Annotated in this window: 31 protein-coding genes and 1 tRNA gene; 15 read left to right on the top strand and 17 right to left on the bottom strand. The window is 73.3% G+C overall.

Annotation, left to right across the window (positions count from 1 at the left end; translation table 11 throughout):
- On the bottom strand, nt 1-470 hold a 470-nt coding region (locus AE652_RS02495), incomplete at its 3' end, for a TetR/AcrR family transcriptional regulator (RefSeq protein WP_063780032.1).
- Nucleotides 471-604: 134 nt separating this feature from the next.
- Here AE652_RS02495 and AE652_RS02490 point away from each other — a divergent pair.
- A complete protein-coding gene (locus tag AE652_RS02490) occupies nt 605-2,017 on the top strand; it encodes an amidase (protein WP_049649406.1) in 1,413 nt (470 codons plus the stop codon).
- 132 nt (nt 2,018-2,149) lie between these two features.
- On the opposite strand, the gene AE652_RS02485 is transcribed toward AE652_RS02490, so the two are convergent.
- Both AE652_RS02485 and AE652_RS02480 read right to left on the bottom strand, forming a co-directional pair.
- Nucleotides 2,150-2,857: a response regulator transcription factor gene (locus AE652_RS02485; protein WP_049649405.1), complete on the bottom strand. Its 708-nt coding sequence runs from the start codon at nt 2,855-2,857 to the stop codon at nt 2,150-2,152.
- Between the two features lie 47 nt (nt 2,858-2,904).
- Nucleotides 2,905-4,119, bottom strand: coding sequence for a histidine kinase (locus tag AE652_RS02480; RefSeq protein WP_049649413.1), 1,215 nt, complete (start codon nt 4,117-4,119; stop codon nt 2,905-2,907).
- Between the two features lie 311 nt (nt 4,120-4,430).
- On the opposite strand from AE652_RS02480, the gene AE652_RS02475 reads away from it, so the two are divergent.
- The 3 genes from AE652_RS02475 to AE652_RS02465 all read left to right on the top strand — a co-directional run bounded on the left by AE652_RS02475 (nt 4,431) and on the right by AE652_RS02465 (nt 7,548).
- A complete protein-coding gene (locus tag AE652_RS02475) occupies nt 4,431-4,799 on the top strand; it encodes a hypothetical protein (RefSeq protein ID WP_159028329.1) in 369 nt (122 codons plus the stop codon).
- 278 nt (nt 4,800-5,077) lie between these two features.
- The gene (locus tag AE652_RS02470) at nt 5,078-6,286 is read left to right on the top strand and encodes a hypothetical protein (RefSeq protein ID WP_049649403.1); all 1,209 of its coding nucleotides are present in this window, start codon (nt 5,078-5,080) and stop codon (nt 6,284-6,286) included.
- Nucleotides 6,287-6,330: 44 nt separating this feature from the next.
- On the top strand, nt 6,331-7,548 hold the full coding sequence (locus AE652_RS02465; RefSeq protein WP_049649402.1) for a hypothetical protein: 1,218 nt from the start codon (nt 6,331-6,333) through the stop codon (nt 7,546-7,548).
- Nucleotides 7,549-7,584: 36 nt separating this feature from the next.
- Here AE652_RS02465 and AE652_RS02460 read toward each other — a convergent pair whose 3' ends face one another.
- Nucleotides 7,585-8,178: a helix-turn-helix transcriptional regulator gene (locus AE652_RS02460; protein WP_049649401.1), complete on the bottom strand. Its 594-nt coding sequence runs from the start codon at nt 8,176-8,178 to the stop codon at nt 7,585-7,587.
- A 278-nt stretch (nt 8,179-8,456) separates the two neighbouring features.
- Here AE652_RS02460 and AE652_RS02455 point away from each other — a divergent pair, with 278 nt between their 5' ends.
- The 5 genes from AE652_RS02455 (at nt 8,457) to AE652_RS02435 (ending at nt 11,543) form a co-directional block, all read left to right on the top strand.
- Nucleotides 8,457-8,726 (top strand): hypothetical protein, encoded by a 270-nt coding sequence (locus AE652_RS02455; protein WP_049649400.1) that lies wholly within the window; start codon nt 8,457-8,459, stop codon nt 8,724-8,726.
- 342 nt (nt 8,727-9,068) lie between these two features.
- On the top strand, nt 9,069-9,338 hold the full coding sequence (locus AE652_RS02450) for a hypothetical protein (protein ID WP_049649399.1): 270 nt from the start codon (nt 9,069-9,071) through the stop codon (nt 9,336-9,338).
- Nucleotides 9,339-9,471: 133 nt separating this feature from the next.
- Nucleotides 9,472-10,428 (top strand): hypothetical protein, encoded by a 957-nt coding sequence (locus AE652_RS02445; protein WP_063780034.1) that lies wholly within the window; start codon nt 9,472-9,474, stop codon nt 10,426-10,428.
- Nucleotides 10,429-10,561: 133 nt separating this feature from the next.
- On the top strand, nt 10,562-11,023 hold the full coding sequence (locus AE652_RS02440) for a hypothetical protein (protein WP_049649397.1): 462 nt from the start codon (nt 10,562-10,564) through the stop codon (nt 11,021-11,023).
- A 112-nt stretch (nt 11,024-11,135) separates the two neighbouring features.
- Nucleotides 11,136-11,543: a hypothetical protein gene (locus AE652_RS02435; protein WP_159028328.1), complete on the top strand. Its 408-nt coding sequence runs from the start codon at nt 11,136-11,138 to the stop codon at nt 11,541-11,543.
- Between the two features lie 17 nt (nt 11,544-11,560).
- Here AE652_RS02435 and AE652_RS02430 read toward each other — a convergent pair whose 3' ends face one another.
- From AE652_RS02430 to AE652_RS02395, 8 genes are all read right to left on the bottom strand, one after another.
- Complete coding sequence (locus tag AE652_RS02430; RefSeq protein WP_159028327.1) at nt 11,561-11,917, bottom strand: hypothetical protein; 357 nt, start codon at nt 11,915-11,917, stop codon at nt 11,561-11,563.
- Nucleotides 11,918-12,171: 254 nt separating this feature from the next.
- Nucleotides 12,172-12,561, bottom strand: a complete 390-nt coding sequence (locus AE652_RS02425; protein ID WP_049649394.1) for a peptidoglycan-binding protein — start codon at nt 12,559-12,561, stop codon at nt 12,172-12,174.
- Nucleotides 12,562-12,817: 256 nt separating this feature from the next.
- Complete coding sequence (locus AE652_RS02420) at nt 12,818-13,348, bottom strand: hypothetical protein (protein WP_159028326.1); 531 nt, start codon at nt 13,346-13,348, stop codon at nt 12,818-12,820.
- 248 nt (nt 13,349-13,596) lie between these two features.
- A tRNA-Leu gene (locus tag AE652_RS02415) sits at nt 13,597-13,680 on the bottom strand.
- Between the two features lie 73 nt (nt 13,681-13,753).
- The gene (locus tag AE652_RS02410; RefSeq protein ID WP_049649392.1) at nt 13,754-14,158 is read right to left on the bottom strand and encodes a type II toxin-antitoxin system VapC family toxin; all 405 of its coding nucleotides are present in this window, start codon (nt 14,156-14,158) and stop codon (nt 13,754-13,756) included.
- A gap of 9 nt (nt 14,159-14,167) precedes the next feature.
- Nucleotides 14,168-14,365 carry a hypothetical protein gene (locus AE652_RS02405; RefSeq protein ID WP_049649391.1) on the bottom strand — a complete coding sequence of 66 codons (198 nt, stop codon included), beginning with the start codon at nt 14,363-14,365 and terminating at the stop codon, nt 14,168-14,170.
- Nucleotides 14,366-14,668: 303 nt separating this feature from the next.
- Entirely contained in the window at nt 14,669-15,670 is a 1,002-nt protein-coding gene (locus AE652_RS02400; protein ID WP_063780031.1) for an alpha/beta hydrolase, read from the bottom strand.
- Nucleotides 15,671-15,694: 24 nt separating this feature from the next.
- Nucleotides 15,695-16,762 (bottom strand): alcohol dehydrogenase catalytic domain-containing protein, encoded by a 1,068-nt coding sequence (locus tag AE652_RS02395; protein ID WP_049649390.1) that lies wholly within the window; start codon nt 16,760-16,762, stop codon nt 15,695-15,697.
- A 97-nt stretch (nt 16,763-16,859) separates the two neighbouring features.
- Between AE652_RS02395 and AE652_RS46110 the strand changes: the two genes are divergently transcribed.
- Complete coding sequence (locus AE652_RS46110; protein WP_159028325.1) at nt 16,860-17,453, top strand: ABATE domain-containing protein; 594 nt, start codon at nt 16,860-16,862, stop codon at nt 17,451-17,453.
- 74 nt (nt 17,454-17,527) lie between these two features.
- Here AE652_RS46110 and AE652_RS49405 read toward each other — a convergent pair whose 3' ends face one another.
- Complete coding sequence (locus AE652_RS49405) at nt 17,528-17,668, bottom strand: DUF397 domain-containing protein (protein WP_369808254.1); 141 nt, start codon at nt 17,666-17,668, stop codon at nt 17,528-17,530.
- Nucleotides 17,628-18,581 carry a helix-turn-helix transcriptional regulator gene (locus AE652_RS47810; RefSeq protein WP_063780030.1) on the bottom strand — a complete coding sequence of 318 codons (954 nt, stop codon included), beginning with the start codon at nt 18,579-18,581 and terminating at the stop codon, nt 17,628-17,630. The genes AE652_RS49405 and AE652_RS47810 overlap by 41 nt, the downstream gene beginning before the upstream one ends.
- A 160-nt stretch (nt 18,582-18,741) precedes the next feature.
- Between AE652_RS47810 and AE652_RS02375 the strand changes: the two genes are divergently transcribed.
- Together AE652_RS02375 and AE652_RS02370 are read left to right on the top strand one after the other, a co-directional pair.
- Nucleotides 18,742-19,170, top strand: a complete 429-nt coding sequence (locus AE652_RS02375) for an ATP-binding protein (protein WP_053111938.1) — start codon at nt 18,742-18,744, stop codon at nt 19,168-19,170.
- 14 nt (nt 19,171-19,184) lie between these two features.
- Nucleotides 19,185-19,736 carry a hypothetical protein gene (locus tag AE652_RS02370; protein ID WP_049649386.1) on the top strand — a complete coding sequence of 184 codons (552 nt, stop codon included), beginning with the start codon at nt 19,185-19,187 and terminating at the stop codon, nt 19,734-19,736.
- A 117-nt stretch (nt 19,737-19,853) separates the two neighbouring features.
- On the opposite strand, the gene AE652_RS49145 is transcribed toward AE652_RS02370, so the two are convergent.
- Both AE652_RS49145 and AE652_RS02360 read right to left on the bottom strand, forming a co-directional pair.
- Complete coding sequence (locus AE652_RS49145; protein WP_049649385.1) at nt 19,854-20,420, bottom strand: LysM peptidoglycan-binding domain-containing protein; 567 nt, start codon at nt 20,418-20,420, stop codon at nt 19,854-19,856.
- A gap of 298 nt (nt 20,421-20,718) precedes the next feature.
- The gene (locus AE652_RS02360) at nt 20,719-22,089 is read right to left on the bottom strand and encodes an alpha/beta hydrolase (RefSeq protein ID WP_234348189.1); all 1,371 of its coding nucleotides are present in this window, start codon (nt 22,087-22,089) and stop codon (nt 20,719-20,721) included.
- 68 nt (nt 22,090-22,157) lie between these two features.
- On the opposite strand from AE652_RS02360, the gene AE652_RS02355 reads away from it, so the two are divergent.
- Nucleotides 22,158-22,775, top strand: coding sequence for a TetR-like C-terminal domain-containing protein (locus tag AE652_RS02355; protein ID WP_049649384.1), 618 nt, complete (start codon nt 22,158-22,160; stop codon nt 22,773-22,775).
- A gap of 286 nt (nt 22,776-23,061) precedes the next feature.
- On the opposite strand, the gene AE652_RS02350 is transcribed toward AE652_RS02355, so the two are convergent.
- The gene (locus AE652_RS02350) at nt 23,062-23,727 is read right to left on the bottom strand and encodes a serine protease (RefSeq protein WP_159028324.1); all 666 of its coding nucleotides are present in this window, start codon (nt 23,725-23,727) and stop codon (nt 23,062-23,064) included.
- Nucleotides 23,728-24,153: 426 nt separating this feature from the next.
- Between AE652_RS02350 and AE652_RS02345 the strand changes: the two genes are divergently transcribed.
- Both AE652_RS02345 and AE652_RS02340 read left to right on the top strand, forming a co-directional pair.
- On the top strand, nt 24,154-25,185 hold the full coding sequence (locus tag AE652_RS02345; protein ID WP_049649382.1) for an LD-carboxypeptidase: 1,032 nt from the start codon (nt 24,154-24,156) through the stop codon (nt 25,183-25,185).
- A 105-nt stretch (nt 25,186-25,290) separates the two neighbouring features.
- Nucleotides 25,291-26,505, top strand: coding sequence for an acetylhydrolase (locus AE652_RS02340; protein WP_063780029.1), 1,215 nt, complete (start codon nt 25,291-25,293; stop codon nt 26,503-26,505).
- Nucleotides 26,506-26,509 lie beyond the last annotated feature (4 nt).

The raw sequence follows: 26,509 nt of genomic DNA, 5'->3' as shown, positions 1-26,509 counted from the left end.
CCGCCCGTCGCCCCGCCCAGCGCCGATCCCCCGCCCGCCGCCTCCGCGACCAGCCGCACCACCAGCCCCTCCAGCGCCGCGTAGCTGCTCCGCAGGGTGGCCGCCAGCGCCGGGTTGACGGCGGCCCCGGCGACGAAGGCGAGCCAGATCCTGGCCTCGGCCCGGTGTTCCTCGCGCAGCAGCGCCACCTCGCCCGCCACCAGCCCGAGTTCGGTGGCCGCCGACTGCGCCGGGCCGGCCGTGAGCCGGTTCCGCACCCGCGCGGTGACCCGCTCGCCGACGTACGCGAGCGCGGCCAGCAGCATCTCCTCCTTGGTGCGGAAGCAGCGCTGGACGGCCCCCATCGAGACCTCCGCCCGGGTGGCGACGTCCCGCAGGGTGACGCCCTCCAGCCCGTGCTCGTCCACCAGCAGGCAGACGGCCTCGGCGATCCGCCGGCGCCGGCCCTCGTGGTCCACCTGTTTCGGCATGCCCGTCCTCCTCGCCGCAGTGTTCTCCGATATTCGATATTCCGATGCAAGCGTATCGGTTCCGGGCTAGGGTTCGTTCCGTTCCGATGCGACCGCATCGGAACGAGCCCGACGACCCGCCGAGGAGCGCCCCCATGTCCCTGTGGAGCAAGCCCGCCACCGAACTCGCCGCCGCCGTGCGCGGCGGCGAGGTGTCGGCCCTGGAGGTGGTGGACAGCCACCTGGCCCGGATCGACGAGGTCAACCCCCGTCTGAACGCCGTCACCCAGCTCCTCGCCGACCGGGCCCGCGCGGCCGCGCGGGACACCGACCGCCGCCGGGCCGCCGGCGAGCCCCTCGGGCCGCTCGCGGGCGTGCCGTTCACCGTGAAGGAGTGCACCCCGATCGCCGGCGTGGCCACCACCTTCGGCACCCCGCGCTTCCGCGACCACGTCGCCACCGACGACGCCGTCCCGGTGGCCCGGCTGCGCGCGGCCGGGGCGATCCCGATCGGCCACAGCAACCTGCCGACCCTGATCCTCGCCGGGATGCACACCCGCAGCGAGCTGTACGGCGACACCTACAACCCCTGGGACCGGCGCCGCACCCCGGGCGGCACCAGCGGCGGGGACGGCGTGGCCGTCGCCGCCGGGATGGCCCCGCTCGGGCTCGGCAACGACTCCGGCGGCTCGGTCCGCATCCCCGCCTCCTTCTGCGGGGTCGCCGCCCTCGATCCGACCACCGGCCGCTTCCCCGCCGACCAGCGCCTGATCGGCCCGGACGACCCCGGCCCGGCCTCCCAGATCCTGGTCACCGACGGCCCGTTGGCCCGTACGGTCGCCGACCTGCGGCTCGCCTACGAGACGCTGGCGGGCACCGACCCGCGAGACCCGCGCGCCGTGCCCGTCCCGCTGTACGGCGAGCCGCTCGCCGCCCCCGTCCGGGTCGCCGTCGTCGCCGACCCGGGCGGCCACGGCGTCCACCCGACCGTCCGCCGCGCCGTCGAGACCGCCGCCGACGCGCTGCGCGACGCCGGGTACGACGTCCAGGAGGTCCCCGACGTCCCGCGGCTGGACGAGGCGCTCGACACCTACCACCGCCTGACCGGCACCGAGTTCGCGCCGAACTGGCCCGCCGTCCGGCAGCTGCTGGGCGAGGGCGGCGACCGCTTCATCGAGCTGACGATGCGCAGCTCCCCGCCCGTGGACGGCCCCGGCCTGATCCGGCTGCTGGGCACCTGGATGAACATCCGCCGCTCCTGGGCGGAGTTCCTGCACGCGTACCCGCTGCTGCTGGGCCCGGTGTTCACCGAGCCGCCGGTCGAACCGGGCCTGGAGTCGCGGGACCAGGCGGGCCGGGACCGGGTCGCCTCGGCCATGCGGCTCTGCTCGGTGACCAGCTTCGTCGGCGTCCCGTCCGTCGCCGTCCCGACCGGTCTCGCCGCGGACGGCCTCCCCACCGGTGTGCAGCTCGTCGGCCGGGCCTTCCGGGAGGACCTCTGCCTGGCCGCCGCCCAGGCCGTCGAGGACCGCCTCGGCACCCTCGCCCCGATCGACCCGAGGCCGTAAGCCGCAGGCCGTAAGCCACAGGCCGCACGCCCGCACACCGCAGGCCGTAAGCCCGCACACCGCAGGCCGCAGGCCGCACCGACCGCCGGGGCTGCTCCCGCCGTGGCCACATCACCGTGGCCGCACAGCCGCTCAGGCGCCGGGCAGCCCCGGCACCACCAGCCCGCTCTCGTACGCGATCACCACCGCGTGGGTCCGGTTCTGCGCGCCGAGCTTGCCCAGCACGTTCCCGACGTGCGTCTTCACCGTCTCCTGGCTCACCGCGAGGGCCTGCGCGATCTCCGGGTTGGAGAGCCCGGTCGCCATCAGCCGCAGCACCCCCTCCTCCCGGCCGGTCAGCGCCGCCCTGGGCAGCGCCTCGGCCGACTCCAGCGGCCGGGCCGCGACCATCCGGCGCAGCGCGGCGGGGAACAGCACCGCCTCCCCGGCGGCCACCACCCGCACCGCCTCGGCGATCTGCGGGACGGGCCGCCGCTTCAGCACGAAGCCGCTGGCGCCGGCGCTCAGCGCGGCGGTGACGTAGCCGTCGTTCTCGAAGGTGGTGATCACCACGACCTTGGGCGGGTCGGCGTCCTTCAGCAGTTCGCGGGTCGCCTCGATCCCGTTGCGACGCGGCATTCGCACGTCCATCAGCACCACGTCCGGGCGCAACATCCGTACCTGCTGGACCACTTCGACGCCGTCGGCGGCCCGCCCGACCACCGTGATGCCCTGTTGGGCGCCCAGCAGGGTGCTCAGGCCGCTGCGGGTGACGGGGTCGTCGTCGGCGATCAGGAGGGTGACGTCGGGCGCCGCCCCAGCGGCGGGGTCGGCCGCCCTGTCCTCACCGGCCCCGCTCACGCTCCCGTCGGCCCCGCTCCCCCCGGAGCCGCGACCACCGCTCCCGCTCACGCCGACCACCGCATCGGCAGCCGGACCGCCAGCCGCCACTGCCCCTCGCCGTACGGGCCGGCCTCGAACTCGCCGTGCAGCAGCCGCACCCGCTCGGCCAACCCGGGCAGGCCGTGCCCGGAGGTCGGGAAGCCGCCCGCCGCGGCCCCGTCCGCCACTCCGTTGACCACGCTCAGCTCCAGCTCGTCCGCCCCCGCCGCCACCCGCAGCTCGATCGTCCCGCCCGAGCCGTGCCGCAGCGCGTTGGTCAGCCCCTCCTGGACGATCCGGTACGCGGCCCGGGAGAGCGTGCCCTGCACCTGCGCCAGGTCCCCGGTGGTGCGCGGCGCCACGACGGCGCCCGCGTGCCGGAGCCGGTCGATCAGTTCGGGCAGGTCGGTGAGGGTGCGGGTCGGCGCGGTGCCGGACTGCTCCTCGCGCAGCGCGCCGAGCACGTAGTCGAGGTCCTCCAGCGCGGCCCGGGTCGACTCCTCGATGCTGCGCATGGCGGCCCGCGCGGCGACCGGGTCGTCGGCCAGTACCTCGCCCGCGACGGCGGCCTGGATGGTGGCGGCGGTCAGGGTGTGCCCGATGGAGTCGTGCAGTTCGTGGGCCAGCCGGTTGCGTTCGGCGAGCAGCCGCTCCCGCTCGGCGGCCATCGCGAGCCGCTCGGCCGGCGAGGGCCCGAGCAGCCGGGGCGCCAGCCACCGCAGCGCGCCCGACACGGCCACGAACAGCGCCGCCGCGAGCACCAGGGCGAGCACTCCCACGATCCAGGCCCAGACGCCCGTCACGTCCGTGGCCCAGCCGAGGAGGCTGACCCTCGCCGTGCCCTCCGCCCAGCGCCCGGGCAGCGCCACGGCCGTCACCAGCAGCGTGCTGCCGCCGATCAGCACCGTCCAGCCCAGCGCCACGTGCGCCACCACGAACGCCGGCGTCCGCCACCACTCCGCCGCGGCGGCCCCCTTCACCGGGGCGGGCACCGCGACGCCCAGCGTCCTGCGCGCCCCCGCCGCCAGCACCCGGCGCACCAGCCGGGGCAGCCCGCACAGCCCGAGCAGCACCGCCCACAGGGGCAGCGCCACCCAGACCGAGTCCGGGCGGCCGGACAGCCCCAGCGTCACCCCGAGCGCCACCATCGCCACCGGCAGCGCGGCCACTGCCCCGACCACCGCGAACAGCACACCCGTATACGTCGACCCGCGCAGCAGCGGCTTCAGTCCCTTGATCATGTCCGCCAGTATCACCGGCCTTCGCACCCTCGCCCTCCCCCGATCGAGGGAGGATCTCCGCAGGTCCGCGCCGTGCCCCCGCGCCGTCCGCCACCCGCCGGCTCCGCCGACTCCGCCGAGCGCGACGCGGCTCCCCGCGGCGGGGCCCCGGGCGAGGTCCCGCGCCGCCCGTCCGAGGGCCGCCCGTCCGAGGGCCGCCGACCTTCACCGACGAGGGCCCGCGTCGAACTCGGCCGGAACGCGACCACTCGTTCGCGTGATTCGGGGTCGAAGCCACCGCCGGGGCCGCCGGAGATCAGACCATCGCAAGGATGACGATCAATCAAAAGCTCTTCCGGCAAGGCCTGTTGGCGACCGCCTCCACTGCCACGGCGCTGGCCGTCACGACCGGCACCACGACGACCGCCCCGGCCGCACCCGCCCAGCGGGACGGCGGCCCGCAGGCCTACCGGGTGTCCGTCCGGGCCGGTGGGGCCTGGGAACTTCCCCCCGGCCTGACCTCCTTCACGGTGTACGTCCGGGGTTCCGGCGGCGGCTCCGGTGGCGGCTCTGGTGACAGCTCCGGTGGCGGCTCCGGTGGCGGCGGCTCCGGAAGCGGCTGGAGCGGCGGCCGGGACGCCGCCGAGGGCACCACGGAGGGCACCACCGGCAGCGGCGCCCCGGCGATCGCACCCGGCTGACGCAGCCGGGCGGAGGCGGAACGACGCCCGCCCCGGCACCCCCACCGCCCCGCTCGGCCGAACCACGGGAAATCGGCCGCCGCCCCGGATCCGCACCCCTCCCGACCTGCCCGATGCGGATCCGGGGGTGCGGATTCCGGCCGTTTCGGTGATCGGCCTGCCAACGAACGGACGGTGGCCGAGACTTGGCCACCGGACCGGGCACCCGACCAGCCTGACTCCGACGAAACGTCAATTCGCTTGATCCACAAGGTCATTGAAGAGACAGGAGTTTCCGGATGGCTGGTTCATCCACCCCGCGCACGGCCGCCCTCGCCGCCGCCGCGACGGCCGTCGCCCTGCTCCTCGGCCCGGTACCCGCCGCAACGGCCGACCCCGGCCCACCGCTCCCGACCCCCCACCTCCTACCGCTGCCCGCCAACGCCGCCCCGCTCAGCACCGCGTACAGCCTGAACAACGCGGGCGACGTCCTCGGCGAGTGCTACCTGGACATCCCCGGCCGGTTCGCCCCGCGCGCCCTCCGCTGGAACACCGGCAACCTCGGCCTCACCGCCCTGGAACCGCTGCCCGGCGAGATCGGCACCCGCCCGGGCGCCATGAACGAGGCCGGCACCGCGGTCGGGGTCTCCTTCGCGACGCTGACCGACAACCACCCGGTCCGCTGGGCCCTCGACGGCACCTCGACCGCACTGGAACTTCCGGCCGGAGCCCGCGGCGGCGGCGCGAACGGGATCAACAACACCGGTGTCGTGATAGGCGATTCGTACGACGCGGTGTTCCGCCCCCTGCCCGTGAAGTGGCGGGCCGACGGCACCAGGGTCGCCCTGCCGCTGCTGGACGGCGACGACACCGGTGCGACCACGGCCGTCAACGACGCGGGCTTCGTCATCGGCTGGTCCGAACGACGTCTCAGCGGCGAGCCCCGGAAGCGCGCGGTGGTCTGGAGCCCGTCGGGCACCGTGACCGCGCTGCCGCTCCCGCCGGGGATCGACGTGGCCGGGGTCTACCGGATCACCGACGCCGGTGTGATCGTCGGCCCCGGACGGCGAGAGGGGAGCACCGAGCTCGACCGGGTGGTGCTCTGGGCGGCGGACGGCACCGTCCGGGACATCGGCGAGGGCCGGCCGAACTCCATCACCAACACCGACACCGTCGTCGGGGCGGCGTTCGACGCCGCCCGCTCCCTGCACGCCGCCTACTGGAACCCGGACGGCACCCGGACGCTGCTCGACGGCCCGGCAGGCCAACAGAGCACGGCGCGCACGATCAACAGCGCGGGCACCGCCGTCGGCACCGCGACGGGTTCGGACTGGGACCACGGCACGGCACTGCTGTGGAAGCGCGACGGGACGGCCGTCACGCTCCCGCCGTCCTCGCTCAGCCCGTACGCCTCGGCCTCCCTCGTCAACGAGTCCGGGGTGATCGTCGGGCACGCCACCCTGCCGGACGCGCAGTCGCTGCCGCGCGCGATGGTCTGGAAGCCCTGATGGCCACGACCCGAAGTCGCCCCGACGTAACAGGAGTTCTCCGCATGACCGGTTCACGCACTTCTCGTACGGCCGCCCTCGCCGCCGCCGCGACGGCCGCCGCCCTGCTCCTCGGCCCGATACCCGCGGCGGCTGCCGCTCCCGCCCACTACCTGGCCTCCCCGCAGTTCCTGCCGACCCCGCCGGACACCGCCTACAGCACGGTGTGGGGCCTGAGCCGCGACGGCGTCGTCGTCGGCGAGTACTTCGCGAAGACCCCCGGCCAGTCCGGTCCGCGCGCCATCCGCTGGAGCCCCGACCACCTCGGCTACACCGTCCTGGCGCCGCTGCCCGGCGACCTGTCCAGCCGGCCGGCCGGGCACAACGACACGGGCACCGTGGTCGGTCTCTCCTTCGTGTCGCTGAGCGACAACCACCCGGTCCGCTGGGCCCCGGACGGCACCCCGACCGCGCTGGAGCTGCCGGCCGGAGTCCGCGGCGGCGGCGCGGGAGCGGTCAACGACGCCGGTGTCGTGGTGGGCGGCTCGTACGACGAGGTCTACCAGCCCAAGCCCCTGAAGTGGCGGGCCGACGGCACCCGGGTCGACCTGCCGCTGCTGCCCGGCGACACCATGGGCTCGACCGCCTCCGTCACCAACGCGGGCTTCGTCGCCGGCAGTTCCGTACGGCGCCTCGCCGACGGCGACTACCAGGAGACCCCGGTGCTCTGGAGCCCGGCCGACGCGGTGACCGCGCTCCCGCTCCCGCCGGGCGTCGACGGCGCCCGGGTGGACAGGATGACCGACGACGGCGTGGTGCTCGGCCACGGGCGGCGGGCCGGCGGCACGGAGTTCGACCGGGTGCTGGTCTGGACGGCCGACGGCACCGTCCGCGACGCCGGCTACGGCCGGACACGGGCCGTCAACAGCGCGGGCACCGTCGTCGGGGCCACGTTCGACGCGGCGCACTTCACGTTCGCCGCCCGCTGGAACCCGGACGGCAGCCAGACCCTGCTCGGCGGCCCGGCGGGCCGGCAGAGCGAGGCCATGGCGGTCAACAACGCGGGTACCGCCGTCGGCAGCGCCCAGGGCCCGGACTGGACCCGCAGCACCGCCCTGCTGTGGCAGCCCGACGGGACGACCGTCACGCTCCCGCCGTCCCCGCTCGGCCCGTACGCCGAGGCCAGGTACATCAACGACGCCGGACTGGTTGCCGGTCACGCCGTCGAGCTGAACGCGGCCGGCCAGCCGGTCGCGTCCCACCCCGTGGTCTGGAAGCCCTGACGCGGAACGGCCGGTCCCCTCTCGGACCGGCCGTTCTCAGCCCTGCTCCGGCGCGGGCCCGAGGGCGTCGCGCAGCATGGTGCGGGAGGTGATGCCGAGCCGCTCGTAGATCTGGTACAGGTGCCCGCCGACGGTCCGGTGCGAGAGGAACAGCCGTTCGGCGATCTGCTTGTTGGTGAGTCCGGAGGCGGCGAGGCGGGCGATCTCCAGCTTCTGGACGCTCAGGCCGTGGGTGTTCGAGGCGTCCGCCCGCGGCCTGCTCGCGCCCGTCGCCCGCAGTTCGTTCCGCGCCCGCTTGGCCCACGGCCGGGCGTCCAGCTCCTCGAACACCTCCAGGGCGGCGGCGAGTTGGGCCCTGGCCCGGACCGTCGCCCGGGCCCGGCGGAGCCGTTCGCCGTGGGCGAGCCGGACCCGGGCGTGGTCGAAGCGCCACCGGTCGGCTCCGGGGGTGTCCAGTGCGAGGGCGAAGCGGCGCAGGGCGCCCCGGTCGTCCTCGGCGCAGAGGGCGGCCGACACCTCCAGCAGCATGGCGTGCCGGGACGACACCGCGCCGAGGCGGTCGAGGTAGAGGGCGCCGGTGCCGACCCGGGTGACCAGGACGGGGTCGGGCTCGTCCGCCAACGAGGCCAACCGCAATCCACGGCCGCGTGAGCCCGGCGGCCGGTCGGCCCTCGGATCGGCCGGCCGCCGCCGCGTCTCCTGACGCACCGCCTGCTCCGCCCGGACGACCTCGGCGATCGACCGCGCGAGCGGCCGTTTCCGCAGGTCGGCGCGGCGCGCCTGACGCACTGTGGGCACCGTTCGGCTGGCGACCCCGCTTGCGCGGGGCGGCGGCACGTGTCCCGCTGGTTCCGGCGGGCCGATCGGCGCCGCCGCTCATGACCTCGAATCCCACGGAGGAAACCACCATGCGTGTTCTCAAGCGTGTCCTGGCCGTCAGCGCCCTCACCGTCCCGCTCGTGATCGGCACCGCCGGCCTCGCCTCGGCCCAGGAGGGCCTGGACGCGTCCTGGGGCAAGGGCCAGTTCATCGCCAACGAGAACGGCGCCGGCATCGCGGGCGCCGAGTCCTCGGTCAGCCCCGAAGGCGTCTCACACGCCGACTTCTGGGTCTGGGCCGACGACAGCGGCGTCTCCGGCTCGTTCACCGGCTCGGGCGCCACCTGGAACCAAGGCTGACGAACCCCGCACCACCGGACGTACGGACCCCCGGAGCGGGGACACCGCTGATCCGGATCCCGGAATGAGGGAGCGGCCGGTCGACCACGAAGGTCGACCGGCCGTTCCCATGGGCCTGCCCGGAGCGGAACCACATACCGCAGGGCTGCTCCGCCCGAACGACGTCGGCGGATGATCGCCCGATCGGCCATTTCCGCAGGTCGGCGCGGCGCGTCTGACGAACCGTTAGGCCTGTTCGGATGGCGGCCTCGCTTGCGGGGGCTGGCGGTGCGTGTCTGGCTGGTTCCGGCGGGCCGATCGGCGCCGCCGCTCATGACCTCGAATCCCACGGAGGAAACCACCATGCGTGTTCTCAAGCGTGTCCTGGCCGTCAGCGCCCTCACCGTCCCGCTCGTGATCGGCGCCGCCGGCCTGGCCTCGGCCCATGGGGGCGTCGACGCGGCCTGGGGCCAGGGCTTCTTCACCGCCGGCCCGGACGGCGCCGGTGTCGCGGGCGCCGAGTCCTCGGTCAGCCCCGAGGGCGTCTCGCACGCCGACTTCGGGATCTGGTCCGACGACGAGGGCGTCACCGGTGGGTTCACCGGCTCGGGCGCCACCCTGGTGAACGGCTGACGGACCCCGCACCACCGGACGTACGGGGCCCCGGGACAGGGCCCCCGCTGAACCGGATCCCGGAATGACGAAACGGCCGGTCGACCACGAGGTCGACCGGCCGTTCCCGTGGCCCCACCCGGAGAGGAACCCCATGACCCGGGCCCCCAGGCCCTCGGAACTGGCGCGGCGGGCATGGGCGGCGAACCGGCCGCTGGCCGGGACGGCCGCCCTGATGGCCCTGATGCTGGCCGTCGCCCTGGTCGGCCTGCTCGCCGATCCCCGGTCGATCACCGGGCAGCCCGCCTGGGCGAAACCGGCCCGCTTCGCGCTCTCGATCGGCCTCTACCCCCTCACCCTGCTCTGGCTGCTCACCTTCGTCCGCGGCCACGACCGCCTCGTCCGGGTCGTCTCCCGGGTGACGGCCGTGTCGCTGGTCGTCGAGATGGCCCTGATCGCCGCCGCGGCGGCGGCCGGCACGACCAGCCACTTCAACTTCGCCACCCCGGCGGCGACGGCGGTGTGGATGACGATGGCCGCCTTCATCGTCGCCACCTGGGCGATGGCCCTGGTGGTCGTCGTGCTGCTGCTGCGTCAGCGGGTGCGGCCGCCGGTGTTCGCGTGGGGGCTGCGGCTGGGCATCGCCGTAAGCGCCCTCGGCATGGCCGTCGCGTTCCTGATGACGCTGCCGACCTCCCCGCAGCGCGCGGCCGCCAGGCGGGGCCACGGCCTGCCCGTCGTCGGCGCGCACACCGTCGGGCTCGCTGACGGCGGCCCGGGAATGCCCGTCACCGACTGGAGCACCCTCGGCGGCGACCTGCGGATCCCCCACTTCCTCGGCCTCCACGCGCTCCAGGTGCTGCCGCTGCTCGGCTTCCTCCTCGCCACCCGGCCGCGCGGGCTGTCCGAGCACCACCGGGTCGCGCTGATGGGGATCGCCGGGGCGGCCTACCTGGGCCTGGTGCTCGTCCTCCTCTGGCAGGCGCTGCGCGCCCAGCCGGTCACCGCTCCCGACGCGGCGACCGTGGCCGCGCTGCTGGCGCTCGGAGCCGTCGCGGGCGTGGCGGTCTTTGAGGTCCTCCGCCGCGCCCGCCGCGTGGAGGGCCGGTAGCCGGAACGGCCGGTACGGGACGGCCGCCATTCGAACCAAATCCCGGTCACACGGTCTGCCCCGGGGCCTCCGATTGGTACGCAGGCAGACCGGGATCGGTGGGCGGTCCCGCGAACAAGGGAGAAGCGAGGACATGAAGAACCTCCGGGTCGCAACAGCCGCCGTCTGCGCACTTGCGGGCGCTTTCGCGGGCACGGCGTCGGCAGCGGTCGCCCGGCCCGCGGACACCGGCCCGAGACCCGTCGCGACCCACGTCCCGCCCGCCCCCTCCGGCGGCCGGGGCGTCGTCCCCGGCGACCCCGAACTGCGCCCGCTGACCTGCGAGAACGGCCACATCTTCTACGGCTGGGACGGCGCCCCCCGCACCTCGTCCGACTTCGTCGGCCTCTACACCACGAAGCCCGACCCGGCCGACACCAGCAGGAACCGCCTCGCCTACGCCTTCGTCTCCTCCGCCGGCGCCGTCCGGCACTCGTTCGACTCCGAGTACCAGAGCGGCACCGGCCTGTGGGCCGCGTACTGGACCCGCGACGCGGACTCGGAGACGTACGTGATCGTCAGCGAGGAAGGCCCGACCAGCAAGTTCTGCAGCTGAGCCCTCTCGGCACCGGCCGGTCGACCGTCGGGTCGACCGGCCGTCGCCCGTGGCGGGCCGGGAGGACCGGCCGGCCACGGCATTCGACCACCACAGGAAGGAAGGCGAGGCAATGAGGAACCCCTGGGTCGCGGCAGCCGCCGTGTGCGCGCTTGCGGGAACCTGCGCGAGCACGGCGTCGGCAGCCCCCTCGGACCGGACGGCCCATGTCCGCAGCGGCCCCGAGGTGCGCCCGCTGAGGTGCGAGAACGGCCGGATCCACTTCGGCTGGGACGGCGCCACCTACGACTGGACCGACTTCGTCACCCTCACCCGCGGCAGGCCCGACCCGGGCTCCACCGCGAACCGCGTCGCCTTCCGCTACGTCACTTCCGAGGACGGCACGGCCGTCCGGCACTCCTTCGACTCCGAGCTCCAGAGCGGCATCGGCCTGTGGACCGCGTACTGGACCTACAACGTGGACCTGAACAGGAACGTGATCGTCAGCGAGGCCGGCCCGGAGGACAAGCTCTGCACCTGACCCCACGGGGGCCTGCGTCAGCCGGTGGGGTCGTCCTCCCCCACCGGCCGCGCGGACTGCACCGGGTACGGGAAGCTGGCGGCCCCGCGGCCCGGTTCGAGGGTGACGGCGAGGCCGCCGTACGCGGGAGACTCGTAGAAGCACCAGGCGACGTGGCTGGTGTTGACCACGCTCTCGACGGGCGGCTCGATCAGCAGCCGCGGCCGCCGGATGTGCACCAGCAGGCCGTGGAAGTCGAGTTCGGTGAACGCGCACACCGTACGGCCCCGGGGCCGGGCGAGTTGCCGGGGCACGGACGGCGCGCCCGCCGCCGGGATCACGGCCGCGCTCGCGATGGCGGCGGCGGTCAGCGAGACGGCCGCCCGTCTCGGCACGGACCACTCCAACGCCAACTCCCTTCCGATGCACCGGTGATCGGCGGTATCGCCGTTCGGGAGGGGGATCCCACCCCGGAGGGGAGAAGTAAACGGCGCCGGGGAAAGTCGTAAGTACACACACCGGGCGGTCTGGTGGCGAATCCGTCATCCGACCATGGGGAAGGGCACGCGGAGGGGCTCGGCGGCCTGGCCGCCGAGCCCCTCGTCAGTCACTCACCGGGCCGGGTGCACCCGGCCCGTCGCGGCCCTCGTCAGCCCGGGAGCTGGCCACTGCAGTTGACCAGCCAGGCGCCGAGCTCCGGGGAGTGGTCGCCGCCGTGGTTCGAGGCGTTGTAGGCCCGGCTGACCGCGTTCTTGATGGAGCCGCCGGTGGCCGGGCCGACGACGCCGTCCGGGCTCAGGCTGTGGCCGCTCTGGTAGTGCACGACGGCGTTGTAGGTGAGGCCGCCGAAGTCGTTGTCGACCTGGAGACCGGCGCTGTCCACGTAGTCGAGGCCCTGCTGGAGGCAGCCGACGGCCGAGCCGGAGCTGCCCTTCGCGAGGGTGCTCGCGGCGCTGGCGGAACCGGCGGTCAGGGCGACGACGGCGGTCGCGCCCACGGCCAGGGCGGCGGCGCGGCGGGTCCAGGTGTTGATGCGCATGATCAGTGCCTCTCCTTGAGTTCCGGCTGGCGCCGGCCCCCCGCGGATCGTCGTCCGCCGCGGGGCCGGCGTGGCTTCGCTGGTGACGACGATGCTCCGATCGGCGCGCCGGAGCCAGGAATTCGCCCCTGGTCGAAACCCTTGCCCCCGGCCCGGCGGTCTGCCCGGGACCGTGCGGAGCCGGCACGCTCCGACACACCGCCGCCCCCGGCCTCGCGACGGTGCGAGGGCCGGGGACGGCGGCGGGGAGGAGGGGTCAGCGGTCGGCCTGATAGCCGTTGATCTTGCTCAGCGGGCCCTTGGTGCCGTCCTCGTAGACCGGCTGCTTCTGGACGTCGCCGTAGATCTGGAAGAGCTTCTTGGCCGGGTCGGCGGCGGTGGGGTTGCAGTTCGGGTAGCCGACGTACCAGTAGATGCTGGCCACGCCGTCGCCGTCGACGGCCGGCGAGACGGTGGTGTAGAAGGTCACCAGCCCGATCTTGGCCGGGTTCGGCCCGTTCGGGTCGTGCAGTTCCCAGGCGCCGGAGACGGTGGCGGAGGCGGCGTTCGGGGCGACGGTCAAGGTCATGTCGTCGTTGAACTGGACGGACGAGATGCCGAGCCACGTGCTGATCACGTCGTCGAAGACGTACGCCCGCGCCGGGTAGGTGTAGTCGGCGACGTTGCCGCCGCACTGGCCCGCGGCCCGCGTCTGCGCCTGTACGGGCGCGGCCAGCGCGAGCGAGCCGGCGGTGGCCATGACGGCGGCCGAGACGGCCACGCGTCTGAGCATCCTTGTGTGCTTCATGCTCCCAGAATCCTTCGTTCGTTGGCGAAGTGCCCTTGGGATCAACCCTGTTCGCCCGCCTTGAGCGCCGCAATCCCCGTGCGCCGAACAGCCGAACAGCCGACACCCATCGGCCCGGACCCGAACGGCCGAGGGCCCCGCACGGATTCGCGCGGGGCCCTCGGCGGTCACGGCAAAACGGTCACGATAAAACGGCCACGACAAAACAAAGCGGCCGGTTGATCCGAAGATCAACCGGCCGTTCGCTGTGCGCGAGGGGGGAGTTGAACCCCCACGCCCTTTCGGGCACTGGAACCTGAATCCAGCGCGTCTGCCTATTCCGCCACCCGCGCATCTGGGTGATGAGGAAAACTATAGACCATCCGGAGGGGTACCTCCGACCACCTCCGGGCAGACGGCCGGGGGCTACTCCGCTCCCAGGATTCGGAGGCCGTGCTCCTTCTGGAAGTACGCGTAGTCCTTCAGGTTCAGCGTCGCCAGCGGAAGGTCGTAGGTGAGACAGCAGGCCGCGATCCACATGTCGTTGACGGGACGCGGAAGACCGGCCTTCAGGCCGGCCGCCGAGAGCCTGCCCCAGGTCGCGGCCACCGCTTCGTCGCCGGGGAGAACCGGGATGCCGGAGATCCAGTCCGCGAGCTCCTGCCGACGCCTCCCTCCCCAGTCGCGAACCTCACTCCACTTCGCCAGTTCCCCGAAAGTGACGAACGTGATCACCGGTCGACGGCCCACCAGGCGACTGGCCAGCGGATCCGCCAACCTGCGCTTGTGCGTCAGGGACGCGACGTCGGTGTCAAGAATGACAGGCTGCACCTTGCTCCCTCAGGCCACGTTCCGCTGGCGTTCGGCGCGGACGAACGCCAGGAACTCGTCGAGCTCTTCGTCCGACTCGAAAGTGTCGGCCTGGAGCTCATCGAGGGACCGTATGGGCTGCGTGTTCTTGGCTGCCAGCAGTTCCTCGACCGTGACTCGGGGGCGCGCGGGCGGGTAGATCGGGCGTTCAACTTCCGAGGCGCTCATGAGTGGCCTCCCGCAAGTGATCGGCTAGGGCTTACGAAAGCCATGATAGAGCCCGATCACACCGGGTGATGCCTTCGCTACCCGTCCGCCGCCCCTGGGCTCCGCAGGCGGGGAGCGGCCATGGCGGTGTCTCCGTCCGCGGCCGCTCAGGCCTGGAACGCGTCGATGACGACGGCACCGGTCGGACCGTACGTCTCCAGGGACTCCAGCACGTCGCCCGCCTCGTGGAGGCTGACGATGCGGGTATAGACCATCCGGAGGGGCACTTCCGACCACGTCCGGGCAGACGGCGGGAGACCGGGTCTACGCCGGGGGCCGGGGGTGCTGGGGCGCGGGGGTACGGAAGTGGCGGGCGAGGTAGCCGAGCCAGGCCTGCTCGAAGCTCTCGGCGAGCTGTGACTCGGGGGCGAACAGGTCGAAGGCGTGGTACGCGCCGGGGTAGAGGTGGAGTTCGACGGGGACGCCGTGGGCGCGCAGGCGCATGGCGTAGTCGAGGTCCTCGTCGCGGAAGGAGTCGAGTTCGCCGACGGCGACGAAGGTGGGCGGCAGTCCGCCGAGGTCCTTCGCGCGGGCGGGGGCGGCGTACGGGCTGACCTGGTCGGTGCCGGCGCGGTCGCCCAGGATCGCCCGCCAGGCGAGGAGGTTGGTGGCGCGGTCCCAGATGCCGAGGTCGGTGATCTCGTGGCTGGACGCGGTCCGGTTCCGGTCGTCGAGCATGGGGTACATCAGCGCCTGGAACAGCGGCGTGGGGCCGCCGTGGTCGCGGACCAGCAGGGCGGTGGCCGCCGCGACTCCCCCGCCGCCGCTCTGGCCGCCGATGCCGATCCGGGTGGCGTCCAGGCCGAGTGCCCGCGCCTCGTGGAGGAGCCACCGGTGGGCGGTGTGCCCGTCCTCGGCGGCGCCGGGGGCGGGGGTCTCCGGGGCGAGCCGGTAGTCGACGGCGGCGACGGCGCAGCCGAGCCGTGTGCTGAGCCGCTTGAGCCAGGGGTCGTCCTGGGCGGCGAAGCCGAGTACCTGCCCGCCGCCGTGGAACCAGAGCAGGACCGGCAGCGGGCCGGGCCCGGCGGTGGTGGGCCGCAGCAGGCGGATCGGCACGTCCGGGCCGTCGGCCCGGGTCGCGCGGTGTTCGGTCACGGTGACCGACGGGTCGTCGGGGGTGGAGTCGGCGACGGCCGCGGCGAAGGCGCGGAGGGTCTCGCGGGTCGCGGGGATGTCGGTCAGGTCGAACGCGCCGTTGGGGGTCATCGGGACGGCGTCGAGGGCCCGGCGCAGTTCCGGGTCGACCAGCAGGCGGGGAACGGGCATGGTCGTGCTTCCTTCCACCGGTGCTCAGGCCCGGAACTCGTCGATGACGACGACGCCGGTCGGCCCGTACGTCTCCAGGGACTCCAGCACGCCACTCGCCTCGTGGAGGCCGACGGTGCGGGTGACGATGCGGCCGGGGTTGAGGCGGCCGGCCTCGATCATGTTGAGCATGGTGCCGAAGCGCTGGCCCTGCATGCCGAAGGCGCCCAGGAATTCCAGTTCCTTGACCATCATCACGTCGATCGGTAGCCCGACGTCGCCCTTCTCCGCGCCGGTGGTGTGGCCGAGTTGGAGGTGGCGGCCGCGCGTGCGCAGGGAGAGGACGGAGTTGCGGCAGGCCTCGGCGATGCCGACGGCGTCGACGGACACGTGGGCGCCGCCCCGGGTGAGGGTCCTGACCGCCTCGGCCGGGTCGTCGGTGGCGGCGTTGACGGTGTGGACGGCGCCCAGGGCGCGGGCGGCGTCCAGCTTCTCCTCGGAGATGTCGACGGCGATGACGTTGGCGCCGGTGGCGGCCGCGATCTCCACCGTGGACAGGCCCATGCCGCCGCCGGCCCCGTACACGGCGACCCACTCCCCGCCACGCACGCGGGCCTGGTCGACGACGCCGTGGAAGGCGGTCATGTAGCGGCAGGCGAGGGCGGCGACATCGACGAATCCGACGGTCTCCGGCACCCGGACGAGGTTGACGTCGGCGAAGCGGACCATGACGTACTCGGCGAAGGCACCCCAGTAGGAGACGCCGGGGACGAGCGAGTCCACGTGCTCGCACACGTGCTGGTTGCCGCTGCGGCACATCTCGCAGGAGCCCTCGCCGGGGTTCATCGGGAAGATGACCCGGTCGCCGTCCCGCCAGTCCCGAACGTCCCGGCCGACCTCCACGACGGTGCCGGCGAACTCGTGACCGAGGACGAACGGGGGCTTGACCTGCGGCCCTCCCGTCCAGAAGTCCCCGGCCCACAGGGCCCAGTCGGTGCGGCAGATCCCGTTGGCGCCGACGCGCACGATGGCGCCGTCGGGCGGGCAGACGGGGTCGGGCACGTCACGGATGACGAGGGGCTGGTGGAGTTCTTCGATGACTGCGGCGCGCATGGACGCGACCTCCTCGGGGAAAGTCCACCGGTTCAAGTGGTGGACCTTGAAGCTATGCGCCCGCTTCGTCGCGTGTCAACCGCTTAGAGTGGTGGACATGAGTGACGAAGACGGCCGACGAGAAGGGCGCCAGCGCGCCAAGACCGACTTCCGGTTCGACGACGCACGGCTGTGCTTCGCCTTCGCCGGCACGCTCGCCGATCGCGGCAAGGAGCTGCACGTCGAGCGGCTCGCCGAACCGGGGGACCTGAGCCGGTGGAGCGTGGAGAGCGGCTGCACGACGGTGGCGCCGAGCTGCGACGAGGCAGAACTGGAGGGAGCGAGGCGACTGCGCGAGGCGATCCAGCGGACGGGCGTCGCGCTGGCGGAGGGGGCGCCGCCCGCGCCCGAGGACGTCGCGGTGGTCAACAGGGCGGCAGCAGAAGCGACTTCGGTGCCCGTGCTCTCGGCGGACGCGGCGTCCGTGCGGTGGGACGGGGACGGGATCGCGGCCGTGCTGTCGATGGTCGCGCGGGACCTGATCGCGCTCTGCGCGTCCGAGGAGCAGCGGACGCGCGTGCGCATCTGCGGAAACCCCGACTGCGGCACGCCGTTCGTGGACACGTCGAGGGCGGGCGCGCGGCGCTGGTGCTCGATGAAGACCTGCGGCGCACTCGCGAAGAAGCGCGCCTACCGGGCGAAGGCGAAGTAGTCGGGGGCGGAGAACACCTCGGGGCGGGGGGCCAGTTGGCGCCCCGCCCCGAGGGAGGGATGTGGAGGGGTGGCTCAGCCCTCGATCGGCAACTCGCCAGCCCGGACCGCCGCGACGAAGGCGTTCCAGGAGGAGTCGGGGAAGAGGAGGGAGGGGCCGCCGGGGTCCTTGGAGTCACGCACCGGGACGGCGCCGGGCAGGAAGCCAAGGGCCACCTCGATGCACTCGCCCGCGTCGCCCGTGCTGTAGCTGCTCTTGCTCCAAGCAGCCTTTCTCAGATCGACGTTCTGCAAAACGGTACTCCTCCATCGCATCGGCGATCAGGGCCCTGGTTTCTCCTGGCGAGAGTACACCGCCGCGCATCATGTCGAAGTCCCGCCTGGACTGCTCGACAACCGACGGGGCGTCGCTGAAGTGCCCGCGATACAGGCTCTCCGAGTACACCCACTCCCTGCCGTCCGGCATCAGCATCAGCACCAGCGAGGCAGATGGCGCAACTGGCATCGCACTGCCGAACGGCATCACCTCGACCACGATGTTCGACTGCTCCGTCACCGCGAGAAGATGCTCCATCTGCCGCCTCATCACACCCGGCCCTCCGAAGACCGTACGAATGGCAGCCTCATCGAGCACCACCATGAGGGTCGGCCCATCAGCGACCAGGAAGCGGTGCTGCCGCATCAGCCGGGTCTCAATCCGCTCGGCTAGCAACTTCGGATTGTTGCGCGCGTTTCCAGTCGCGAACATCGCGCGGACGTACTCCTCGCACTGCAACAAGCCATTGATCCGAGAGTACTGAAGCACCCGAATCGCCAGCGCTTCGTCCTCCAGTTCCATGAACTTCTCGAACCAGTCCGCGCTTTCGATGTCCGCCTGCCAGTCCACCCGCTCCCACAGCCGGACCAGCAAGCCCCCCATGGCCAGGATTTCGTCAGCCCTCTCGACGGTCTCCCGGTCCATCGACCTCCTCCCACCCTCGAACCGGGTGATCACCGTGCGGGAGAAGCTCAGGAGCTTCCCCAGCTGCTCCTGGGTGTAGCCGGCTCGCTCACGCGCGAAGCGGAGCGCTTCGCCGAACATCTCCGCCGGGTTCGCCGTCGGCTCGAGCCCAAGGCGCCGATGTGCCACGTGTTTCCCCCTTAGGTGCCACGGATCTCCGTACTCCGTTTTGGTCGCAACCGTAACTCCGACACCCTCATCATTGATGCCGGAATGCAATCTTTTGCATGCATAGCGTTACATCGCGCGCCCCCTTCACACCCCCTCCGCCCCCGTGAGGTGCTCCCCCATGCTCTCGCCCCGTCGGCCCCGCGCGTTCGTCGCGCACCTCGACTCCCGCGCCGAATCCGCGCCCTTGGCGCGCTACTTGCTCCGCGCGTACCTCTCCGGGCTGCCCTCCGGCGACCGCTACTCGGACACCGCCGAGCTGCTCCTCGGCGAGCTGTTCGCCAACGCCGTCCAGCACTCCGACGCGCCGGACGACCGCCACATCGAGATCCGCATCGCCCTGATCAACTCCCGCCTGCGGCTGGAGGTCCACGACGCCGGCAGCGGCCTGCCGTCCCTCCACACCCCCACCGCCTGCGACGAGCACGGGCGCGGCCTGTTCCTCGTCAACAAGCTTGCCGAACGCTGGGGCTGCACCTCCCGTCCCGACGGCATCGGCAAGTTCGTCTGGGTCCTCGTCGCCCCCGCGCCCGCCCCCACCCTCGCCTGAAAGCCCGAACCCCCATGCACCTCACGACCCTGGCCCGGCACGCCCTCTCCCGGGGTGCCACCCCGGCCGCGGCCTTCGCCCTGATCGCCCGCCTGGGCCACTCGCCCCTGCCCGTCGCGCGCGCCGTCTGCCTCGCCCTCGACATCCCCCTCGCCGAGACCAGCCGCCGCCTGGCCGAGTGCTACGACGCCCTGCTCTCGAACCCCCGCCCGGACTCCGAGAACGACACCGGTGAACTCCTCGAAGCCCTCGGTGTCTTCGACGTCCCCAAGTCGCTCACCGACACCGAACTCACCGTCGTCGAACACTTCCTGGCCGCCATCGACGCCCACGGCAGCCTCCGTCCCGGCCACCGGCACGGCCTCCAGCGCTGGTTCACCACCGGCAACCTCACCACGGCCTACCTCTCCCTGGCCGCCGCCCATCCCATGCCCCGCACCGGCGACCCCGCCCTGTACTGGGCCACGCTCGTCACCGCCGGCGAACTCCTCACCGCTGCCCCCGGCCCCGACAGCCGCATCAAGTACGCCCTCTCCCACTGCCGCACCCAGGCAGCCCGCACCTGAACGCCCTGCGTGGGAAGTCGGCGGGGCCGACTTCCCACGAGCCGGTCACCGGCACACCGAATCGACGATCCGGTGATCAGGGCGAGGAGCCCGGGCGCGGACGCCCGGACCGCACGATTACGGAATCGTCAGCACCTGACCGACGTTCACCAGGTCCGGGTCGTCGATGCCGTTGGCCTGCGCGATCTCCAGGTAGCGGCTGCCGTCACCGTAGAAGCGCTCGGCCACGGCCCACAGGGAGTCCCCGGGCTCGACGGTGTAGGTCTGCACCGCGACGGGCTCCGGGGTCGGGACCGGCTCCGGCTCCGCGACCGGAGCCGGAGCCGAGACCGGGGCCTCGGCGGCGAGGGGGAAATCGGTGTTGGTGTCCGTCGCCCACCGCGCCCCGCCGTCCCGGGCGTACAGCACCACGTTGCGGTCGGCCTGCACGACCAGGCGGTCGACGTCCTGGCCGTCGGTCCCGGTGGACCACGCCGCACCGTCGCCCTTGTAGAGCACGAAGTTGCCGTCCTCCTGGAGCACGGCCCGCTCGACGCCCTGGTTCTGGGTCTCGGTCGCCCACACGACGGCGCCCGGCTCGGAGAGCACCAGGTTCCCGTCCCCCTGAAGGGTCAGCGTGTAGGCACCGCCGGTCAGGGACTGGCCGAGACCGAGTTCATTGCCAGCGTACAGAGTGTCACTCATGGATATTCCTTTCGGATAAGGGACTTGGCGTCGTCGCACCCGGCTAGCGGCACGTCAGAGGCGGGCAGCCTCACCCGCCGCCGGCGCACGAACACCAGTCCTTGGACTCTAGGTGCCATCGGGGTTTGCACACAATTCACCGCATCGGGTGACATCCCCGGCACGGCGGCCGCGCCCCGGCGGCCGCCCGCCGATCACCCCGCCCCGCACGAGAAGTCGGCCCCGCCGACTTCCTGTGCGGCACGGCCTCTCGCAGCACGGCCGCCGGCGGTCCACCCCGTACGCGGCTGCCGGGCCGTCACTCGTGGTCGCGTAGGAAGGCCGGAATGCCCTCGCGGGTCGGGGAGTTCGGCAGGGGCGCCGGCTGTTCCTGGAGGAACGCGCCGATCACGGCCGCGGCCCGGTCGTTGTTGCCGTCGAGGCCGTTCCACATGTGGTGCCCGACCCCCGGCATGAACTGGGTGCGCTGGATCGCGGGGTCGGCGGCGAGGACGGCGGTCGCCCACTGACGGACCTGCGAGGAGCACTCGGCGATCATCAGCATCGCGGGGGTCCGGGACCGCCCCAACTGCGGTGCGATGGACGCCGAGTCCCTGACCGTCCGCTGGACGCGGAGGCTGGCGGCGGGGCTGAAGGAGAAGTTCCGCGCGCTGTCCTCGACGGGGATGCGGTGCGCGTCGCGCGCGCAGTAGGCGGATGCGGTGTCGCCGCCCAGGTCGGCGGCGGTGAAGGCGTTGTCGCCCTCGGCCTGTCCGATCAGCCCGGTGCCGGGGCTGAGGAGTCCGAGCCGCATGAGGCCGAACGCCACGGCGTACCGGGGGACGTGCGTCGATCGCGGCCCGGTCGGGTCCGGGGCGAGGCCGCGCGCGGATTCGCGGCCCTGGTGCCCGGCGGTCCGCGCGGTGGGGCCGTCCATCGGGCCGGGTTCGGCGATGACCGCCCGGTGCACGCGCGCGGCGGTTCCGGGATCGGCCAGGGCCCGGGTGAGCACGACCGCGCCCGACGAGAACCCGAGGACGTCGACCGCGCCCGCGCCCAGGCGGTCGACGAAGGCGCCGAGGTCGCGGACCGACCGGTCGGCCGTGTACTGGTCCATGGGGAGCAGGCCGCTGCGTCCGCCGCCGGGCTGCTCGTAGGCGTAGACGTCGTAGCCCTGCCCCGCCAGGAGTTGCAGGAACCGGTGGTCGAGCAGCGAAATGCCGCGCACCGGACCGCCGTTGAGGTACACGAGCGGGACGGGGTGCCGGGGGCCGGGCCCGGCGGGCGGGTAGTGGTACACCGCGACGCTGCTGCCGGTGTCCAGGCTCCAGTGCTCCGTGGCCACGAACGGCAGGTCCGGCGGGTACTGCCGGGCCGTGGGCACGGTCGGGACGCAGACCGGCGCCGTCAGCGCCGCCGCGACGACCACCGGCAGGAACGGCACGAGCCGGGCCGCCCGGGCGCGGCTCCGGCCCCGGTCCCGCTCCCGGTCCCGGCTCCGGCTCCGCCACAGCGCGAGGGCGGTCCCGCCCGCGAGGACCGGCAGCCAGGCGGCGAGCCCCGAGCCCGCGCCGTCCGTGAGGACGACCAGGGCGAGGAAGGCGAGGACCGACGCCACGACGGCGGCCAGGGCCGACAGCGAGCGGGCGGCGCGGCGTAAGAGGGTCGCGGGCAGGGCGAACGTGGACAAGGTGGAGCCCTCCTTGTTTCGTAACGCTGTTTCAAAACGGCGTTATCAAAGGCGGTAGGCTCCCCGTCATGGGAAGGCCGAAGACGAACGACGAGACCGTCGGAGAGCGGCTCGTGGCGTGCGCGACCGAATGGCTCGCCACCCGCCCGCAGGAGACCGTCACGGTCCGGGCCGTGGCGGCGGCCGCCGGGACCTCGACGACGGCGGTGTACTCCCTCTTCGGCGGCAAGGACGGCCTGATCGCGGCCGTCCGCGACCAGGCCGTCGCCGGCCTGTTCCGCGCCGTCGCGGACGTACCCGCCTCCGCGGACCCCCTCGCCGACATCTACGCCCTCGCCACGGCCTACCGGCACTGGGGGCTCGAACACCGCCACCTGTACACGGTGCTGTTCGGCGGGGTGCAGTCCTTCGAGCCGTCGGACACCGTCGGCACCAGCGACCCCGTCCGACCGCTCACCGCCGCGATCGACCGGGCCGTCGCGGAGTCCGTCCTCGACGGCCCGGCACCCTCGATCGCCCTCTCGCTCTGGGTGACCCTGCACGGGCTCGTCACCCTCGAACTCGCCGGGGCCCTCGACGCCCCCACCGCACGGGCCGCGTTCAAGTCGACGATCCACGCCGCACTGCGCGGCTGGACGACCCCCGCGGTGTTCCGCGGACTCCGCGAAGCCGAACCCACGCCCTGACGGGCCAGCCCCGCGCGCGAGAAGTCGGCCGGTCCGACTTCTCGCGCGCGGGCGGTGGACGCCGGGAGCGGGAGTCCTTCCAGGAGTCCTCGTTCTAGAGCGCCGCAATGCGACAGCCCGCCTGCTCCGCCCCCGCCACTCCCTCGCGCACAGGAAGTCGGCCCCGCCGACTTCCTGCGTCGGCTCCTGGGGATCGCCTTCGCCGGCCCTCGCCGACGCGGCACCAACGCCAACACCGAGAAGGGCGTCCGTCGCGGCGGACGCCCTCTCGAACCCGCAGCCCGACCTACCCGGCGGAGACCACGCTGTTGATCCAGTCCGTGTACTGGCCGACGTTGGTGTAGACGTCCGGGCTGGTGGCGGCCCGGCAGTGCCCAGGATCGAGCAGGAGGGCGTCACGGTGGAAGGACTGGATGCCGAGGAGGACGCCACCGGCCACGAGCGGGTCGCCGCCGTCTCCCTCGCAGGCGCTCTCACCCGGCCGCTCGGCACAGAGCTGGTCCAGGCCGACCGGGTGCCCGGCGTTCTCGGACTGGCACAGGGTTCGGCTCTCCACAGCCACCGCCGAGTGCAGCAGGTCCGGCGACGGAGCGGCGGACAGCGGGCTCGTCGCACCCCAGCCCGAGAGCTCCGCGGTGGTACCGGCCGCAGGATCGCTGCCCTGGGATGGCAGCGCGACCGACGCCGCCACCCCGGCGGGAACGGGCGTGGCCAGCTGGAGGACAGCGATGTCGTTGTCCATCGTCGAGGGGTCGAATCCGGGATACGTGACCACGCGGCTGACACCCACCGTCGTCCCGCCCGAGTCCAGCCGGGTCGAACCGAGCCTGACGGTGGAGCCTTGGGCGTTCCGCAGGCAATGGCTTGCGGTCACGACGTACCTGTTCCCGATGAGCGAGCCACCGCAGCGGAACGAGTTGCCCGAGGAGGTCGTGTAGTTAAGCAGTGCCATCCAAGGAAACTCGTCCAGCTGGGCAGACGCGCCACCCTCGATCGCGGCCGCAGGACCCGCCTGCACGGCCACGGCCAACGCGGCGGCCCCCACAACTACAGTGAACCTCGCGCACCTTGCCCTGAGCGTGCTGCCCATGCTCACCCTCTCGTGACCTGGCGGTCCCGAGGCGACCGCGAACACCTGGCCCCACTCTCTCCACCCGTCCTCCGGACGGCACCCCGGGGTGGGCCGACCGGGTACCGGGCCGAACTCGGCCGTTCCGACGGCCCGGTGGGGCTCTGGCCAGCCGCGAACGTCTCCCCCCCAGCTCCGGACGGGCGGCTTGGGCGTGCCGCGACGCCCGTCCGAACGGCGGGGGTGGTGGCAGAACCCTTCCGGCGAAAGTCGGGTGACCCCGCCGACGGCGGCGGCGACACTGGCGCCATGACTGGTTCCGCACCGCCTCGACTGCTTCGACCGCGTGCCCTGGCGCCCGGAGACCTCGTCGTCATCGCCGCGCTGTCCGGTCCGCTGCCGCCCGCGTACGAGCCCAACGTCGAGCGGACGGTGGCCGTGCTGGAGCGGATGGGATTCCGGGTGCGCCGGGCTCCGCTCCTCGAAGCGGGCCGCCGCCACTGGTGGAGCGCGGCCACGCCGGCGGAGATCGCCGGGGAGCTCAACGCCCTCCTGCGCGATCCCGAGGTGCGCGCGATCGTCGCCAGTGACGGCGGCCAGACGGCGCTCGGCTACCTCGACCTGATCGACGTCGAGGCGATCAGGGCCGACCCCAAACCGATCCTCGGCTACAGCGACATCTCCCTGCTGCACCTGGTGCTCCACGCGCGCACGGGCCTGGTCGGGTTCCACGCCGACATGGCCGTCCCCGGCTTCGGCGGACACTGGCGGTCCGCGCCCGCGGCGCGCCAGGCTGAACTCGAGGCGCTCTACGCCAGGTTGCTGACCGGCACCGAGGCGATCGGCGCACTGCCCGCGAGCCCGTCATGGGAGTGCTGGCGTCCCGGCCGTGTCGAAGGGCCGCTGATCGGCGGGTTGATCAACCGGATCGTGCTGGCGCAGGCGACGCCCTTCGCGCTGCCGCTCGAACGGTTCGACGGCGCGGTGCTGTTCTGGGAGGAGATGGGCGGCCTGGCCTCGTACGTGTGGAGCTACCTGCACGTGATGCGGCACAGCGGCATCCTCGACCGGATCGCCGGCATGGTCGTGGGCGTCCCGCGCGAGATCGGCGGCCTCGAACCCGGCGCGTCCCCGACCCTGCGCGAGATCGTCCTCGACGTCCTCGGGGACCGTGACATCCCGGTCCTGGGCAACGTCGACTTCGGGCACGCCGGCCCGAACCTGCCGATGCCGGTCGGCGTCCGTGTCGGCCTCGACGCGCGGCAGCGGACGCTCTCGCTGCTCGAACCGGCGGTGGGGCCCCACGAGCCGACCAAGGGAGCCCCGCGCCGCACGACGTAGCCCCGGCGTATGACCCGGTACCCCGTGGGGGCTACGAACGACAACAGGACGGTTACCTCGACGGGTTGATCCGACACGGAGCCTCGGGACCCTAGCGTCTGTCCCATGAGACGCAATCGCCGTATCAGCGCAGTCGCGGTGCTGACGCTCGCCGCCCTCGCCACCGGAACCGGCGCCGGGTTCGCCGCCACGGCCGCACCGTCGGCCGCACCGGTGGCCGCACCGGTAGCCACGCGCGCGTTCGACACCGCACCGGCCGCGGCCGCCGCGCCCGCGCGGACCTTCCAGGGCGCGCTCCCCGCGCCGACCGGCCCCTACGCCGCCGGCGAGGACGTCATCCACCTCACCGACACGAGCCGCCTCGACCCGTGGGTGCCGTCATCCGGCCCCCGCCAACTGGCCGTCACCATGGTCTACCCGGCCGTCCCCGGGACGGGGACCCCGGCCCCCTACATGTCCCTCGGCGAGGCAACCGGAATCGTCCAGCGGCAGAACCTGCCGGCGAGCTCCGGCATCACCCCACAGACCATCGCCGGCGTCACCACGCACGCCTTCGACGGCGCGCGGCCGCAGCCCGGCAAGTATCCGCTGGTGGTCCTCTCACCCGCGTACGAGGACCCGCGCGTCACGCTCACCGCGCTCGCGACCGACCTGGCCAGTCACGGCTACGTCGTCGCGCTCGTCGGCGACACCTACGAGGACAGCGGCGAGACGCTGGCGGACGGCCAGACGACGCCGTGCGCGATCTGCGGCGACCCGTCGCGGATCGACTCCATCCCCACCAACCGCGCGCGGGACGTGTCCTTCCTGATCGACCAGTTGACGCACGGCAATACCGCGTGGCGCCTGGCACACCTCATCGACAAGCACGAGATCGGCATGGCCGGACACTCCATCGGCGGAGCGGCGGCCTCCGCCGCGATGGTCGCCGACCCGCGCGTACGGGCCGGCGTGAACATGGACGGCGCCTTCAAGCCGGTCCCGACGCCCGGCCAGATCAACCGGCCGTTCCTCATGCTGGGTTCGCCCGACAACCACCCGGCCGGTGGCGGCGACACCACGTGGGGGCAGGCCTGGGACGCCCTCGGCGGCTACAAGAAGTGGCTGACGGTCGCCGGCGCCGACCACTTCAGCTTCAGCGACCTGGACCTGCTGCACGAGCAGGCCGGGTTCCCGGCGCCGCCCCTCTCCCCGGCACGCGGGGTGGAGATCACCCGCGAGTACGTGACGGCGTTCTTCGACCGGACGCTGAAGGGGATCGACGGTCCGCTGCTGGACGGCCCCTCGCCGGACAATCCGGAAGTGGTCTTCCAGCGCTAGTGCG

The organism is Kitasatospora sp. MY 5-36, from assembly GCF_001182915.1.
In the GTDB taxonomy this organism is placed as follows: domain Bacteria; phylum Actinomycetota; class Actinomycetes; order Streptomycetales; family Streptomycetaceae; genus Kitasatospora.
The sequence above is the reverse complement of the archived record's forward strand: the minus strand, read 5'-3'. Positions and strand labels throughout refer to the sequence as shown.

What these genes read in the sequence shown, in the direction of transcription:
- AE652_RS02420 (WP_159028326.1), bottom strand. Translation starts at nt 13,348, where the DNA reads ATGAAGCACACAAGGATGCTCAGACGCGTGGCCGTCTCGGCCGCCGTC.
- AE652_RS49145 (WP_049649385.1), bottom strand. Translation starts at nt 20,420, where the DNA reads ATGAGTGACACTCTGTACGCTGGCAATGAACTCGGTCTCGGCCAGTCC.
- AE652_RS02400 (WP_063780031.1), bottom strand. Translation starts at nt 15,670, where the DNA reads ATGCCCGTTCCCCGCCTGCTGGTCGACCCGGAACTGCGCCGGGCCCTC.
- AE652_RS02490 (WP_049649406.1), top strand. Translation starts at nt 605, where the DNA reads ATGTCCCTGTGGAGCAAGCCCGCCACCGAACTCGCCGCCGCCGTGCGC.
- AE652_RS02435 (WP_159028328.1), top strand. Translation starts at nt 11,136, where the DNA reads ATGAGGAACCCCTGGGTCGCGGCAGCCGCCGTGTGCGCGCTTGCGGGA.
- AE652_RS02470 (WP_049649403.1), top strand. Translation starts at nt 5,078, where the DNA reads ATGGCTGGTTCATCCACCCCGCGCACGGCCGCCCTCGCCGCCGCCGCG.
- AE652_RS02480 (WP_049649413.1), bottom strand. Translation starts at nt 4,119, where the DNA reads ATGATCAAGGGACTGAAGCCGCTGCTGCGCGGGTCGACGTATACGGGT.
- AE652_RS02445 (WP_063780034.1), top strand. Translation starts at nt 9,472, where the DNA reads ATGACCCGGGCCCCCAGGCCCTCGGAACTGGCGCGGCGGGCATGGGCG.
- AE652_RS02450 (WP_049649399.1), top strand. Translation starts at nt 9,069, where the DNA reads ATGCGTGTTCTCAAGCGTGTCCTGGCCGTCAGCGCCCTCACCGTCCCG.
- AE652_RS02370 (WP_049649386.1), top strand. Translation starts at nt 19,185, where the DNA reads ATGCACCTCACGACCCTGGCCCGGCACGCCCTCTCCCGGGGTGCCACC.
- AE652_RS46110 (WP_159028325.1), top strand. Translation starts at nt 16,860, where the DNA reads ATGAGTGACGAAGACGGCCGACGAGAAGGGCGCCAGCGCGCCAAGACC.
- AE652_RS02440 (WP_049649397.1), top strand. Translation starts at nt 10,562, where the DNA reads ATGAAGAACCTCCGGGTCGCAACAGCCGCCGTCTGCGCACTTGCGGGC.
- AE652_RS02425 (WP_049649394.1), bottom strand. Translation starts at nt 12,561, where the DNA reads ATGCGCATCAACACCTGGACCCGCCGCGCCGCCGCCCTGGCCGTGGGC.
- AE652_RS02375 (WP_053111938.1), top strand. Translation starts at nt 18,742, where the DNA reads ATGCTCTCGCCCCGTCGGCCCCGCGCGTTCGTCGCGCACCTCGACTCC.
- AE652_RS02340 (WP_063780029.1), top strand. Translation starts at nt 25,291, where the DNA reads ATGAGACGCAATCGCCGTATCAGCGCAGTCGCGGTGCTGACGCTCGCC.
- AE652_RS02355 (WP_049649384.1), top strand. Translation starts at nt 22,158, where the DNA reads ATGGGAAGGCCGAAGACGAACGACGAGACCGTCGGAGAGCGGCTCGTG.
- AE652_RS02345 (WP_049649382.1), top strand. Translation starts at nt 24,154, where the DNA reads ATGACTGGTTCCGCACCGCCTCGACTGCTTCGACCGCGTGCCCTGGCG.
- AE652_RS02465 (WP_049649402.1), top strand. Translation starts at nt 6,331, where the DNA reads ATGACCGGTTCACGCACTTCTCGTACGGCCGCCCTCGCCGCCGCCGCG.
- AE652_RS02475 (WP_159028329.1), top strand. Translation starts at nt 4,431, where the DNA reads ATGACGATCAATCAAAAGCTCTTCCGGCAAGGCCTGTTGGCGACCGCC.
- AE652_RS02405 (WP_049649391.1), bottom strand. Translation starts at nt 14,365, where the DNA reads ATGAGCGCCTCGGAAGTTGAACGCCCGATCTACCCGCCCGCGCGCCCC.
- AE652_RS02455 (WP_049649400.1), top strand. Translation starts at nt 8,457, where the DNA reads ATGCGTGTTCTCAAGCGTGTCCTGGCCGTCAGCGCCCTCACCGTCCCG.
- AE652_RS02395 (WP_049649390.1), bottom strand. Translation starts at nt 16,762, where the DNA reads ATGCGCGCCGCAGTCATCGAAGAACTCCACCAGCCCCTCGTCATCCGT.
- AE652_RS02350 (WP_159028324.1), bottom strand. Translation starts at nt 23,727, where the DNA reads ATGGCACTGCTTAACTACACGACCTCCTCGGGCAACTCGTTCCGCTGC.